At 68.0% G+C, this 13,974-nt stretch carries 10 protein-coding genes; 7 read left to right on the forward strand and 3 right to left on the reverse strand.

Annotated elements, in window-relative coordinates:
* Nucleotides 1–272: 272 nt before the first annotated feature.
* Genes P8192_RS04575 through P8192_RS04585 form a run of 3 tightly spaced genes read left to right on the forward strand, consistent with a single transcriptional unit; the run spans nucleotide 273 to nucleotide 6,030 of the window.
* Entirely contained in the window at nucleotides 273–827 is a 555-nt protein-coding gene (locus tag P8192_RS04575; RefSeq protein ID WP_278158837.1) for a WhiB family transcriptional regulator, read from the forward strand.
* 5 nt (nucleotides 828–832) lie between these two features.
* Entirely contained in the window at nucleotides 833–4,321 is a 3,489-nt protein-coding gene (locus P8192_RS04580) for a glycosyltransferase (protein ID WP_278158840.1), read from the forward strand.
* Nucleotides 4,318–6,030 carry a DUF5719 family protein gene (locus tag P8192_RS04585; RefSeq protein ID WP_278158842.1) on the forward strand — a complete coding sequence of 571 codons (1,713 nt, stop codon included), beginning with the start codon at nucleotides 4,318–4,320 and terminating at the stop codon, nucleotides 6,028–6,030. Before P8192_RS04580 ends, P8192_RS04585 begins: the two co-directional genes overlap by 4 nt.
* Here P8192_RS04585 and P8192_RS04590 read toward each other — a convergent pair.
* Complete coding sequence (locus P8192_RS04590; protein WP_270105919.1) at nucleotides 6,024–6,551, reverse strand: hypothetical protein; 528 nt, start codon at nucleotides 6,549–6,551, stop codon at nucleotides 6,024–6,026. The genes P8192_RS04585 and P8192_RS04590 overlap by 7 nt on opposite strands.
* Nucleotides 6,552–6,650: 99 nt before the next feature.
* On the opposite strand from P8192_RS04590, the gene P8192_RS04595 reads away from it, so the two are divergent.
* Together P8192_RS04595 and ahcY are read left to right on the forward strand one after the other, a co-directional pair.
* Nucleotides 6,651–7,085 (forward strand): DUF3499 domain-containing protein, encoded by a 435-nt coding sequence (locus P8192_RS04595; protein ID WP_278158845.1) that lies wholly within the window; start codon nucleotides 6,651–6,653, stop codon nucleotides 7,083–7,085.
* A gap of 57 nt (nucleotides 7,086–7,142) precedes the next feature.
* Nucleotides 7,143–8,726, forward strand: a complete 1,584-nt coding sequence (gene ahcY, locus P8192_RS04600) for an adenosylhomocysteinase (protein WP_278158847.1) — start codon at nucleotides 7,143–7,145, stop codon at nucleotides 8,724–8,726.
* Here the strand turns inward: ahcY and P8192_RS04605 are convergent.
* Nucleotides 8,723–9,526 (reverse strand): RDD family protein, encoded by an 804-nt coding sequence (locus tag P8192_RS04605; RefSeq protein WP_278158849.1) that lies wholly within the window; start codon nucleotides 9,524–9,526, stop codon nucleotides 8,723–8,725. The two genes, ahcY and P8192_RS04605, sit on opposite strands and share 4 nt — an antisense overlap.
* Before the next feature lie 61 nt (nucleotides 9,527–9,587).
* On the opposite strand from P8192_RS04605, the gene P8192_RS04610 reads away from it, so the two are divergent.
* Nucleotides 9,588–10,580, forward strand: a complete 993-nt coding sequence (locus tag P8192_RS04610; RefSeq protein WP_278158851.1) for a stage II sporulation protein M — start codon at nucleotides 9,588–9,590, stop codon at nucleotides 10,578–10,580.
* Between the two features lie 120 nt (nucleotides 10,581–10,700).
* A complete protein-coding gene (locus P8192_RS04615; RefSeq protein WP_278158853.1) occupies nucleotides 10,701–12,095 on the forward strand; it encodes a TIGR01906 family membrane protein in 1,395 nt (464 codons plus the stop codon).
* A gap of 1 nt (nucleotide 12,096) precedes the next feature.
* Here P8192_RS04615 and P8192_RS04620 read toward each other — a convergent pair whose 3' ends face one another.
* Complete coding sequence (locus tag P8192_RS04620; RefSeq protein ID WP_278158855.1) at nucleotides 12,097–13,923, reverse strand: AMP-dependent synthetase/ligase; 1,827 nt, start codon at nucleotides 13,921–13,923, stop codon at nucleotides 12,097–12,099.
* Nucleotides 13,924–13,974 lie beyond the last annotated feature (51 nt).

The raw sequence follows: 13,974 nt of genomic DNA on the forward strand, positions 1-13,974 counted from the left end.
CAGCGGTCGGTTGCAGCGTCGAACTGAGCTTGACCCAGAGGAGTTACAACGGTGTAATTAGACGTGATCAATGATGAAGTAATGGTCCGTATTGGGCCGTTGCGCTTCCCAGGTGTACTTCATCAGCATGACGTGTGCGACCGACGGAAATCCAGTCGGACCGCCTGCCTCGTGCTGGGCTGAACCCAGGGCTGACGCACGGACTAGCTCGCCGCCGCACGAAGGTGGCGAGACGGCTCTCCTGAGAGCCTGCGAACCGTAGAGAGGAACTGATGGAGAACGCACAACGGCTGGACTCATCTCGACGCGATGTCGAGCCCACCACGCAGCGTCCGACACGTGGCGTACCCTCTGACTGGTTCATTGACCCCGCCGACCCCCAGGCGGCGGATCATGCCGACGTCACCCTAGACGACCAGGCCACCGCCTTCCTGGCGGCTCACGAGGCTCTGGAGAGCACCGATGCTCTCGCCGAGACCGGTTCCACTGGCGCGGACCTGGCCACCGTGACCGCCTTGCACCCCGGCGACGCCCCGGCCCCGCAGTCGGCACCGGATGCCGGTACCTGGCTGGGCATTCCCGGTTTTGGTCACCCCGAAGACGAGGGCGAACTGGCCTGGCAGGCCGATGCGCTCTGCGCCCAGACCGACCCCGAGGCGTTCTTCCCCGAAAAGGGAGGCTCCACCCGCGACGCCAAGAAGGTCTGCTCGGCGTGCACTGTACGCTCCGAATGCCTCGAATACGCCCTGGCCAACGACGAACGCTTCGGCATCTGGGGTGGGCTCTCCGAGCGTGAGCGCCGCCGCCTGCGCAAGAAGTCATCCTGAGTACTGTGACCCGCTCGGCCGTCCAGCACGTCACCGCCGTGGTGACGGTCGATCGTCGACCGGAAACGCTGATCGACGCCGTCCGTTCCATCACGCAACAGCACCGGGTTCCGGACCGCGTGATCATCGTGACCACCTCCGGGACGATTGATCCAGCTGTCGTAGCTGAGTCGACCCGTGAGCTGACCGACGCCGATCTGGACTGGCACCATGTGGAACGTCCCCGCACCCCGGGGCGGTCCTTGGCGGACGAGCTCTCCGCCGTCATGGAGCCCGCTGAACCGGGGGAGTCCTCAGAGAAGTCAGGGGGGAGCTCCACCTCGGACGACCGGTGGATCTGGTTCCTGCACGACGACGCCGTCGCCGAACCGCACGCCCTGCAGGCGGTGTTGCGCGCCGTGGAGGTCTCTCCCTCAGTGGCGCTGGCCGGCGCCAAGCAGGTCGAACGCGCCCGCCCTCGTCACCTGCTCGACGTCGGGGTGACCATGACCCACACCGGCCACGCAGTGAGCATGATCGAACCCGGCGAGCTGGACCAGGGTCAGTATGACGACCGCACCGACGTGCTCTCCGTGTCCGCTCCGGGCATGTTGGTGCGCGAGGACGTGTGGCGCGAGCTCGACGGCGTGGACCCGGCCACCCCCGGCCCGGCGGCAGCCCTGGATTTGTGCCTGCGCACCCGACTGGCTGGTCACCGTGTGGTGGTGGTACCCCGGGCGGTGGTCCGCCACGGCGGCCACGGTGAAGGGCTACAAGCCTCCCGCCGCGAACGTCATGAGGCCGCCGCTTGGATGCGGCTGAAACACTCTCGCGCCCGGATGACCCTGCCGCTGTTGTGGCTGTGGATGATGCTGTCCGCGGTGGGTTCGCTGGCCTGGTCGCTACTGATTAAGGAGCCCGGGGCCGGGATGGCCCGGCTCGGTGGCACCCTGCAGGGCGCCACCCGACCCTTCGCGCTGTTGGGATCCCGCCGTCGGGCGCGGTCCACGCAGACGCTGTCGGCAGTACGCGCCGCCAGCATCCGTGACCTACGCCCGCGCCGGGCTCAGGTGCGGGCCTACCGCCGTTCCGTGATTGACGTGTCCGAACCCGATGAGGTGATCGGCGCCGGCACCGGCTCCACCCACCTGGATTCAGAACCCACCGGCGGTCACGATGATTTCACCGCCCTGGCCACCCCGGAACGCAACTGGGTGGGCATCGGCCTGGTCACCGCCCTGCTGCTGCTCGGTGCGGTGGCCGTGCTGGGCCTGCGCAACCTGCTCGGCGCCGAAGCCGTGGCCGGCGGAAGCCTGGCTCCTCTGGACGGTTCGCTACGCGACCTGTGGGAGACCGCGGTGTCCGGCTGGTCCGAATCCGGGGTTGGCTTTGCCGCTCAGCCCGGACCCTTCGGACTGGTGCTGGTGCTGCTGGGACTGACCGGCTCCGCCTCGGTTTCCGTGGTGGTGCTGATGATTCTGACGCTGCCGCTGGCCGCCGCAGGTGCCTGGACCGCTGCCGGAGCGATCGCCCGGTCCCGTGCCGCCCGCTTCGCGGTCGCCCTGGCCTGGGGCCTGGCTCCCACCCTGCTCATTAGCATCGGGCAGGGCCGGATCGGCGCGATTCTGGTGCACTTGCTGCTGCCGTGGCTGGTGCTGTCCCTCATGCGCGCCACCGGTTCGGCCGCGCCGCGCCGTCGTGACCCAGGTTCGCTGCACAGCGACGCCCCCACCGGGCCCGGAACCCGAGGGGTCATCTCCTGGACCGGCTCTGGCTGGACCGCACTGTTGCTCGCCCTGATCACCGCTGCTGCGCCATCGCTGCTGGTGCCCGCGGTGCTGAGTGTGCTGATTCTCGCCGCGGTAATGCGCTCCCGGGGCCGCGCCTTGTGGTGGACCCCAGCGCTCACCCTGGCTCTGTTTGCCCCCGCGGTGGTCACCCACTGGAACAACCTGCGCGCCGTGCTGGCCGACCCCGGCGTGCCGCTGAGCTTCACCGCCGCTCCCGGTTGGCAACAGCTGCTCGGCTTCCCCACGGAATTCACCGCCGACGCCGGACTACTTGCCGTGCCCGGCCTCGACTCACTGGTGCCCGGATTCCCCTGGGCGCTGGTGATCGCCCTGGTGATCGCCGGCCCGCTGCTGATCCTCGCCGTGCTCGGTGTCTTCTCGCTACGCCCCGCTGGTACGACCGCCCGGGTCGGGCTGATTGTCACCGCGGTGGGCTTGGCCACGGCCTGGGTTGCCACCCAGATCACGGTCTCCGTTGACTCCCTCGGCGCCCCCGTCACCCTGTTCACCGGCCCCGCCGTCTCCGTGGTGTGGCTGGGGCTGATGATCGCTGCCGTCGCTGGATTCGACCTGGTGCACCGATTGCAGCGGGTAGCCGTGCCCGCCGTCGCCCTCGCCATGGTGGGTGCGGTGGCCGTATCGGCCACCGTGTGGCTGGTGCCGCGCTTGACCGGGGCAGAATCCCAGGACCGCCAGCGCGCGGCCCTCGAAGCCCGTGCCACCACCGGGGAATCCGATCCGGAGCTCTCCGCGTTGACCGCCTCCAGCCTCATTTACCCGACCTCGATCCGGCAGGTCCCCGCCACCGCGGCCGACCAAGCGCTGAGCGAGCTCTCCACCCGCACCCTGATCATTTCCCGCTCCGGAGAAGGGGTGACCGCGGCCGCGGTAGCCGGTGCCGGCGAGGCTTTGAACCGTTCGTCCGGTGGCGTGGTGACCCGCACGCTGACCGGTGGGATTTTCACCCCTGAGAGCGCGGAAACTGATCCAGCCGATGAAGCGCTGCGCACCCTGGCCGCCGAGCTCGTGGCCGGTACCACCAATGACCCTCGCAGCCAGCTGACCAGCATCGGCGCGGCCTTCGTGGTGCTGCGCGACCCCGACGGCGTGGACCAGACCACCGCCGCTAATCTTGACGCTGTCCCCGGGCTCACCCCCGTCGGCCTGACCGAGCACGGCTGGCTGTGGCGCGTGGAACCCGCCAGCGACAATGGCGCACCGGTCCTCAGCGACGACACCGGCTCGGAATCCGACACCGAAGCCCGCGGATTCGCCGTGGCCCGCGCCGCAGTGCAAGACGACGGCGGAACCACCCTGGCCCTGATCCCCAGCGAACACGGCCGCTTCCACGCCGAAGTGCCCGCCGCCGAAGAGGAGTCCACCGAGCGCCGCGTGGTGCTTGCCGAACGCGCCCACGACCGGTGGAGCGCGACCTACAACGGCCAGGCGCTGGAAGCCACGGAAGCCCCCGAAGGCTGGAACCAGGCGTTCGTGCTACCCGCCGAGACCGGCGAGCTGGAGATTCACTACGACGCCCCCGTGCCGCGCTGGTACTGGGTGGTGCCCGGGGTGCTGCTGCTGATCGCCCTGCTGCTGGCGATCCCCTCGCCGACCCGCCGCACCGCCTCCCGCACCCAGGACCGGCCGCTGGACGCCGGCGACTCCGCCGTGGACCCCCTGGAAGACAGCACCGACGACGACGCGGATTGGACGGCACAGCGATGACCCCCGGCAGTGACGAACAGGCCCAGCTGGGCCGCGGCGCGCGCAAACGGGCCGTGCGCCGCGACGCCGTGCTGGAAGCCTACGGCCGCTCCGAACGGCGCCGCGGCTGGGCCCTGCCCACCCTGGGCGGCGTGGGCGCCCTGCTGCTGGTGGGCGGTGTGGCCTACGGCACCACCGTGCTGCCCGCCACGCCGGCCGCGCTCAACACCGGCGCTGCCCCCGCGGCACTGTCCGCCGCCACCGCCCAGTACGTGTGCCCGGCCGCACCTCGGCTGCCCTCGGGCGCGGACGAGGCCACCGACGTCGACTTCTCCCCGCTGTCCTCCGATGCCTCCACCGAGGCCACCGTCAGCCTGTTCTCCGACCTGGCCGGCCGATTGCCCGGCTCCACACTGCGCCCGGCCACCACGGCAGGCGATGCCCACGGCGGGCCCGAAGCGGCCGCCGCCTCCGGTGAGGAACTCACCACCTCCCAACCTGATGACATCCAGCAGGGCGCTCCCGCCACCTCGGGTGCCGACGGCGTGGCCGTGCGTGACGCCGGGGCCCACCGGGTCGGCGCCCCCGGCGGCGAACAAGGGCTGCCCAGCGTGGTCACCGTCGAACCCCTCGGCGGTCAAGCCGGGCTCGGCTCCGCCATTGCCGCCTATTCGGCAAGTGACGGTGACCTCACTGGTCTCGACGTCTCCGCCTGCACCGTTCCCAGCCACCAGCAGCGCCTCACCGGCGCCACCACCACCTTGGGTTCCACCGCCATCCTGGTGCTCACCAATCCCTCGGCCTCTGCCGCCACCGTGGACCTGCGCCTCTTCGGGGCCGAGGGGATCATCGACTCCCCGGGCACTTCCGGGCTCGTCCTCGGCCCCGACCAGACCCGCTCCTTCGTGCTGGGCGGGCTCGCCCCCAACGAAGAAAACCTGGCCGTGGAAGTCCGCTCCTCCGGCGGTGCGGTCTCCGCCAGCATCCAGCAGCACCGGCTCTTCGGCGTCATGCCCGGCGGGGTCGACATCATCACCCCCAACGCCGATGCCTCCCAGCGCCAGGTCGTCCCCGGGGTGAGCTCGCCGGGTGCGGACGCCCTGGAGGAATTGAACAGTCAAGACGACGTCGACGTCGCCCCGGCCGTGCAGATCGCCGCCACCGGCTCGGCCACCACCGCCGAAGTCACCGCCCTCGGACCGGACGGTCCAGCCTCCCTGGGTAGCGGCTCCGTGGTGGAACTCGCTGCCAATGGCACCGGCAGCGTTGACCTCTCCAACCTGCCCGCCGGCGAATACACGATCGTCGTGGAGGCGGACGCTCCGGTGATCGCGACCGCCCGTTCGGTCAGCGGTGCCGCGGAAGAATCCGTGGACATGGCCCTGACCCCCTCGACCTCCGAGCTCGCCTTCGACCAGTTGGTATCCCTGCCCTCCCACGGCACCTCGCAGTTAGTGGTGTACGGCTCGGCCGCCGGCACCATCGAGTATCAGCTCGTCGATGAATCCGGGAGCCTGGGGGAGACCCAACAACAAGAAGTCGCCGAAGGTGACAGCGTTACCCTGGATCTCGACGACGTCGATGCCCCGGCCGGGGTGCGCATCTCCACCACCGACACCGGGCTGTTCGCCGGTGTGATCGTGTCCGACGGCGCCACCGGCCTCTCCGGCTACCCGGTCACCCCGGCCGCCGCCAACGGCACCGGCGTTCCGGTCCGTGTGGGCTACTGAGCCGCGGAAGGGTCAATCTCCTCCACCGGAATCCCGGTCCACCGCGACCAGGCCCGCACCAGCGCCCGGTACGTCAGTTCTTCGATCATGGCGGTGGCCAGCTCATCGTGATCGGCGTGCGGATCCGCGCCCCGGGTCGACACCCTGGACTCAATAGCCATCCGGTGCACCGTGATCGTCGGAATGTCCGTTGCGCCGTGTTCGACGTCGGAGAGCAGATCGCCCACCGCCTCGGCGCCGCCGCCCTGAAACACCTGCAACCGGCGCTCCAAATGCAACGGGATCATCGTGTATCGGAAGCTCACCTGATGCACGTCCTCGCCCACCACCTCCGCCAGCCGGTCAATGGCGTTGGCCAGGGTCTCCCCAAACCGTAAGTGGCGGCTGCTGTACCGGGGCAGCGACTGCGGATGCAACGGCCCGCGCAGTCCGCGCCCGTGCCGGTTCCGGCGACGTCGCGAACCTCCCGTCACCGGGGTTTCCGCGCCCTCGGCGGCGGTGATGGTGACGGAGGTGAACATGCACTCCAGTCTAGGCCGGAATCGCGGCACCTCGGAAGAGACGCCGGGACCGCGTGTGCTCTCCGGTACGTGCCAGCACAGCCGGTAGAGTGACGTGCTGTGGGAACGAATCGTTATTGCACCAAGACCGGCTGCCGCGGTGCCGCCGTGGCCACGTTGACGTACAACTATGCCGACTCGGCGGTGGTGCTCGGGCCCATGTCGCAACGGGCCGAACCCCACGCCTACGACCTGTGTCAGCGGCACTGCCGCACCATGACGGCCCCGGTGGGCTGGGAGCTGCTGCGCCTGGTCTCCCTCGAGGACCTGCAGGCCCCTCCCGCTGCAGATCCGGATGACCTGCTGGCCCTAGCCGATGCGGTCAAAGAAACTCCGGAAGAACAGGTCTCGACGTCCGACCCGCTGGACGACGTCACCCCCGATACCTCGGCCCACCGGGTGGATCGCAGCGTTCAGCCCGTGGCGGATTCCGACGTCGTCGATCCGCGCCCCGTCAGCGGTGAGACCCGGCCCAGTTTGAGGATCCTGCGCTGAGTCGAATCATGACTCGAGCCTCTGCGCGCGGCCGCGTGACGGTCTAGGCTGGAGAGCATGACGCAGAATCCCGCAGAAACCCCTGACCTCGCCGTGCCCACCACCGCCGGCCCCGGTACCGACCCTGCCTTCTCGAACCGGACCACCGTGCCCGGCGCCGAGTTCGACTTCACCATCCGCGACATCACCCTCGCCGAGGCCGGACGCCACCAGATCCGCCTGGCCGAGCACGAGATGCCCGGGCTGATGGCCCTGCGCGAAGAGTACGCCGAATCTCAGCCGCTGGCCGGGGCGCGCATCGCCGGTTCTCTGCACATGACCGTGCAGACCGCGGTGCTCATTGAGACCCTCACCGCCCTGGGCGCCACCGTGCGCTGGGCGTCCTGCAACATCTTCTCCACCCAGGACGAGGCCGCTGCCGCGATTGTCGTGGGCGAGGGCACCCCCGAGAACCCGCAGGGTGTTCCGGTGTTCGCCTGGAAGAACGAGTCACTGCCGGAATACTGGTGGACCGCCGAACAGATCCTGAGCTGGCCCGGCGCCGATGAGGACCCCGAGCTGGGCCCCAACATGATTCTCGACGACGGCGGCGACGCCACCCTGCTGCTACACAAGGGCGTGGAATTCGAGGGCGCCGGGGCCGTGCCGTCGGCCACCGACGAGGACCCGGAGGAGTTCCGGATCATCCTGGCCCGCCTGCGCGCTTCCCTGCAGGCCGATGGCCAGAAGTTCACCCGCATTGCTGAGCAGATCCGCGGCGTCACCGAGGAAACCACCACCGGTGTGCTGCGCCTCTACCAGCTGGCCCAGACCGGTGGGCTGCTGTTCCCCGCGATCAATGTCAACGACGCCGTCACCAAGTCGAAATTCGACAACAAGTACGGCATCCGCCATTCCCTGCCCGATGGCATCAACCGCGGTACCGATGTCTTGATCGGCGGCAAGGTTGCTGTCGTGTGTGGCTACGGTGACGTGGGCAAGGGTGCGGCCGAGGCGCTGCGTGGCCAGGGTGCCCGCGTCGTCGTCACCGAAATTGACCCCATCTGTGCGCTGCAGGCCGCGATGGACGGCTACCAGGTGGCCCGTCTCGATGAGGTGATCGGCACCGGTGATCTCTTCATCACTACCACCGGCGGCAAAGACATCATCATGGCCGAGGACATGGTCAAGATGAAAAACAAGGCCATCATCGGCAACGTCGGCCACTTCGACAACGAGATCGACATGGCAGGACTGGGCAGGATCCCGGGCGTGGTGAAGACCGAGATCAAGCCGCAGGTGCACGAGTGGACGCTCGACGCCGGAACCGAGGCCGAGCGCTCGATCATCGTGCTCTCCGAAGGTCGGCTGCTGAACCTGGGCAACGCCACCGGGCACCCCTCGTTCGTGATGTCCGCATCGTTCACCAACCAGGTGATGGGCCAGATTGAGCTGTTCAACCAGCACAACGCCGCCGGTGCACTGACCGGGCGCACCTACGAGAACCAGGTGTACACCCTGCCCAAGGTGCTCGACGAAAAGGTGGCCCGCCTGCACCTGGACGCCCTGGGTGTGGGACTCACCGAGCTGTCGAAGTCCCAGGCCGAATACCTGGGTGTGGACGTGGCCGGACCGTACAAGCCGGACCACTACCGCTACTAAAAGGAGCGACTGCGCACCAACCGGGACGCGCGTTCTTGCATGGCCTCACGACGGGCCTGCAGGATCGCGTAGTCCCGGTTTCTGCGTTCGGCGACCACCGCGTGCAGAAACGCCTCGGGCGGAACCTGGGCACCGGGACCCGGCGCCACATAGGGTGCCACCTGCTGGGTGAGGTTCCAGGCGGTGCGCTGGCGGGCCTCGGGCAGCATCCTCTCGGCCTGCCGCAAGAACCGAGTAATAGCCACCGCCAAGGAATCCGGCAACCGGCCGACGTCGGCCGTAGAAGCCCACTGGCGCAGCGGGGCCGGGACGTCCGGCAGTGGGGGAGGCGGCTTCGGTAGCCGCTGGGTGATCAGGTAGGTCCCGGCCACCATGTCGCCGAGGCGCTTGCCGCGCTCGTTCATCATCGAAGCGATCACCGCAACCGAGCCCGCGGTCATCCACACCTCAAAGACCCCGGTGAGCACCCGGGCCAGCACGTGGCGGGCGCGCACCCCGCCGCCGTCATCCCGTACCGCACGTAATCCCAATGCCCACTTGCCCAGGGAGCGGCCCCGGGTGAGCGTCTCCACGGTGAAGGGCACCAGCACCAGCAGAAAGACCATCGCGACGATCACCGCCGCTTGTCCCGCGGCCTGGTCTAGCGTCACATCGAACTGCGCCAAAGCCCAGATCAGCCCCACGGTCAGGAGCGCCAGCGCCACGCCGTCGATGAGGGTGGCGGCCGCGCGCTGAATGATCGTGGCCGGGCGCAGCTGCAGGACGACCGCCTCACCAGTGATAACGGTGGCTGAACTCATATGGGGCACCCCTGACGCTTCGGTACTGTCCGGGCACCACCTTACCCGGTAGCCTGTCAGGGTGGATCTTGACGCCTTCACCGCCGTGAACCAGCAAGACTGGGACCGTCTGCGCACCCTGTCCAAGCGCCGGCGCCTCAGCTCAGCGGAGATTGATGAGCTGGTGGAGCTCTACGGCCGGGCTTCCACCCACCTCTCCGTGGTCCAGGCCCAAGACCCCGACGGCCCCCACGCCAGTGGCCTCTCCCTGGTGGTCGCCGCGGCCCGCACCCGGCTCACCTCCGCCACCGAAAATCCCGGCTCGGTGGTGCGAGAATTCGTCTCGCGGCAGCTCCCGGCTGCGTTCTATCGGATCCGCTGGATGACGGTGATCCTCGGGGTGCTGTTCTGCGCGGTGGGTACCGCCTACGCCACCTGGGTAGCCACCTCCCCGGAGGTGCTGGCCTCGCTGATGACCCCCGAAGAACAAGAAGCCTTCGTCCAAGAGGACTTCGTTCAGTACTACTCGGAAAATCCGGCCGGCTCCTTCGCCTCCCTGGTGTGGACCAACAACGCCTGGATCGCCGCCCAGGAAGTAGCGTTCGGGATCACCGGGTTCTTCGTGCCCTACGTGCTCTACACCAATGCCCAAAGCATCGGCATGTCCGCCGGGGTGATGGCGGCCCATGATGAGCTGGACACTTTCTTCTTGTTCATCCTGCCGCACGGGTTCATGGAGCTCACCGCCATTTTCATCGCCGGTGCCGCTGGACTGCAGATTTTCTGGGCCCTGGTGGCTCCCGGCCGCCAAACGCGCATGGCCTCGGTGGGTTCCGCCGGGCGCTCGCTGATCACCGTCGCCATCGGTCTCGTGGGCGTACTGTTCGTCTCCGCCCTGGTGGAGGCTTTCGTCACTCCCGCCGACTGGCCCGATCCGGTGCGCCTGGGTATCGGTGCCGCCGTGCTGGCCGGGTACTGGGTGTACACCCTGCTGCTCGGGCGCCGTGCGGTGCGCGACGGCGTCACCGGAGACCTCTCCCGCACCGACTCTGGAGCCCATCAGCTTACCGCCTGATCCGCGGTCGCCGATGCGCCGCACATCGGTGGGTCACTCCTCACAGAACTCCTCCGGGGCAGTACGCTCGGAGGAGAACCACCATGAGGCGGGCTTGTACGGCTCGGAAACGAGGTAGAGATGACGACTCAGGACCCTGAACAGCAGGACCCGAAAGCCACATCCGAGGATTTCGAATCCGGTCTGGATTACAGCGCGTTCATCGACGACGAGCCGGAGAACACCGCCGACGCCGATGCCGAATCCACCACCGAGGCGCCCACCACGGAGACCCCGCGATTCCTGCAGGACTCCGATGCCGACGCCGAAACCACCCCGATCGCCCGTCAAACCGAGCTGGACCACGAGCACGACGCCCAGCCGGACGATGCCCAGCCGGACGACGCCCAGCACACGGAGGTCATCGGCGATGCTGAGACCACCGACCTCACGTCGGAGGAGCCCCAGCACACCGAGGTGATCGGCGAGGCCGATGACCACCAGCACACCGAGGTGATCTCGGATCAGGAGCCGACGGCGGATTCCCCTGCGGCCGAGCACAACTACACGGTGCCGCTGCCCGACCTCAGCGCGGACCAGAAAACCGGAGACCCCACAGGTGCTGGAGACACCGGGGACACCCGGGTCCTCCACAAGACCGCCACCGAGGCTGAACCGGTCGACCCGTTCACCGGGGTGGCAGCCGTGCCAGCCTCGGCCGGAATGGGCCACGCCGAGACGGATCGACGCACCCGCCGCGAGGCCGAGGCCCGCGCCATGGCCCGGGACGAGGCGTTGGAATCGCCGCGCACTGTTTCTCGGGTTTTGCAGGTGCTGTTGGCGATTTTCGCGCCCATCGTGCTGCTGATCGCCGCGATCCGCCTGGTGGCCTCACCGATGTTCCTGTGGCTGGAATACCGCCGCCCTGGGTTCCCCTCGGACGATTTCGGCTTCAGCACCGAGGACCGCACCGTCTACGGCTCCTACGGGCTGGACTACCTGTTCAACCTGTCGAACTCCCGTTATCTCTCGGAGCTGACCTCCGGTGAGGGCCAGAGCCTGTTCACGGCCGAAGAGGTCTCGCACATGCACGACGTCAAGATCGTCATGCTGATCACTATGCTCGCCGGGATCGTGCTGGGGCTGGCCTGCCTGGCCTTCATGATCATCCTGGCCCGCACCCGCAAGGGTGGCATCCGCCGCGGCCTGTTCGCAGGCGCCGTCTGGCTCATCGTGGCCACGATCGGCCTCGCCGTGGTAGCCGTCCTGGGTTGGGAAGCATTCTTTGCCGGGTTCCACTCGCTGTTCTTCGCCGATGGCACCTGGACGTTCTACGCTTCTGACACCCTGATCCGGCTCTACCCGAACCAATTCTGGATCGACGCAGGAATCGCCGTGGCAGCACTGACCCTGATCACCGCGATCGTGACCCTGGTCTTCACCTGGCCCACGCGCCGTCGTCGCGAGGACTCCAAACAGGACCAAATCCAGCTGATCACCCGCAAAAACTACTGGTCGAGCGAATCAGCCCGCTGAGTCAGCGCTGGTAGAGCCGCTCGATCTCCTCCGGATGGTCCTCGATCACCCGGTGGCGCTGGAGCTTCTGTGACGGGGTTACGTGACCCGAAGCCTCGGTGAGCTCGCGGTCCAGAATCAGGAATTTCCGCACGGACTCGGCCCGGGACACCTGCTCGTTGGCCAGGTCCACGAACCGCTGCACTTCCGCGATGATGCCCTCATCCTCGGCGGCTTCTGCCAGGCTCATGGGGGAGCGTGAGTGCTCGGCGGCCCACCGATCCACGGCTTCGGGGTCGAGGGCGACGAGCGCGCCGATGAAGGGACGATCGTCACCGACCACTACCACTTGAGAGACCAGTGGCGCGGTGCGGATGGATTCCTCCAGGGGAGTGGGCACCACGTTCTTGCCGCCCGCGGTGACGATGAGCTCCTTCTTCCGCCCGGTCACGTACAGGTAGCCGTCATCATCCAGGCGGCCCAGGTCACCGGTCTTGAAGAAACCGTCCGCGCTGAACGCCTCGGCGCTGGCTTCGGGACGGTTGAGGTAGCCATCGCAGATGACGATGCCGCGCAGCCAGATTTCGCCGTCCTCGGCGATCTTGACCGTGGTGCCCGGCACCGGCAAACCCACCGACCCCAAGCGGGTGTGCCCGGGGATATTCAGAGTGGCCGGGGCGGTGGATTCGGTCAGCCCGTAGCCCTCCTGGATATTGATCCCCATGCCGCGGAAGAAATGCGCCAAATCCGGGTTCAACGGGGAAGCCCCGGAGACGGCGAAGCGTGCCTGCCCACCCATCAGGGCCCGTACCTTCGGGTACACGAGGCGGTTGAACAGTGCGTGCTTGGCCTTCAGTGCGGCTCCGGGGCCCTTGCCTTCGCCGCGCTGCTCGGCTTCGATGGCACGTGAATAGGCGATGGCGGTGTCGCGGGCCACGGTGACGATGCGTTCCTTGCCGGAGTCGCGGGCGTTGGCGAGAATGCCGGCCTCGACTTTTTCCAGCAGGCGGGGCACCAGCAGCAGCCAGGTGGGGTGGAAGCTGGCCATGTGCTCGGTGAGCCGAGACAGGTCCGAGGTATGGGCGATCTGGATCCGCCCCACCAGGCAGATGTACTGCACCGCGTGGGCGAGCACGTGGGCCAGCGGCAGGAACATCACGGTGCGCTGTTCGCCGCCGCCGATGATGTCCTGGGCGAAGGTCAGGATGTTCACCGCACCTTCGGCCAGATTGCGGTGGGTGATTTTCGCGCCCTTGGGCTGACCGGTGGTGCCCGAGGTGTACACCAGGGTGGCGGTGTCATCGAGCACCGGAGTGCTGCGTGCCTCCTCGATCACCTCGTCGGCCAGGTGAGCTCCATCGTGGGCCAAGCGCACCAGGGCGGCGTCGTCCATGGAAAACACGGTGAACGCGCTGGCATCCACGCCCTCGGTCTCGTCCAGGGCTCGCGCCACGGAGCGGTGTTGCTTCTCGCCGCCGGTGAACACCAGGCGGGCGCCGGAATCCGAGAGAATGTGCCGGACCTGAGCCGGGGAGGAGGTCTCGTAGATCGGCACCGATACGGCGCCGGCGAACCAGATCGCCTGGTCAATCAGTGCCCACTCGTAACTGGTGGGTGCCATCAGCGCCACCAGATCCCCGGGGGCCACACCGTGGTGCGCCAGCCCCTTGGCCAGCGCCCGCACCCGATCAAAGAACGCCTGGTAGGACACATCCAGCCAACCGCCGGTGCCGTTGGGCACCGCGTACACGGGTGCCTCGGGGGTCTGCTGTGCGACAGCCAGGGCCAAGTCAGTCAGATTCGAATCGTCTGGCAGAGTCGCCGTCGGCGCGGTGGAGGTTTCCAGCACGAGAGCCTTCCCAAGAAAAATGAATTGTCAGGAGCAACCTGGTCGATGGTA

The sequence above is a fragment of the Citricoccus muralis genome, from assembly GCF_029637705.1.
Taxonomy (GTDB): Bacteria; Actinomycetota; Actinomycetes; order Actinomycetales; family Micrococcaceae; genus CmP2.

What these genes read in the sequence shown, in the direction of transcription:
- P8192_RS04590 (WP_270105919.1), bottom strand. Translation starts at nt 6,551, where the DNA reads ATGTTCACCTCCGTCACCATCACCGCCGCCGAGGGCGCGGAAACCCCG.
- ahcY (WP_278158847.1), top strand. Translation starts at nt 7,143, where the DNA reads ATGACGCAGAATCCCGCAGAAACCCCTGACCTCGCCGTGCCCACCACC.
- P8192_RS04575 (WP_278158837.1), top strand. Translation starts at nt 273, where the DNA reads ATGGAGAACGCACAACGGCTGGACTCATCTCGACGCGATGTCGAGCCC.
- P8192_RS04585 (WP_278158842.1), top strand. Translation starts at nt 4,318, where the DNA reads ATGACCCCCGGCAGTGACGAACAGGCCCAGCTGGGCCGCGGCGCGCGC.
- P8192_RS04605 (WP_278158849.1), bottom strand. Translation starts at nt 9,526, where the DNA reads ATGAGTTCAGCCACCGTTATCACTGGTGAGGCGGTCGTCCTGCAGCTG.
- P8192_RS04615 (WP_278158853.1), top strand. Translation starts at nt 10,701, where the DNA reads ATGACGACTCAGGACCCTGAACAGCAGGACCCGAAAGCCACATCCGAG.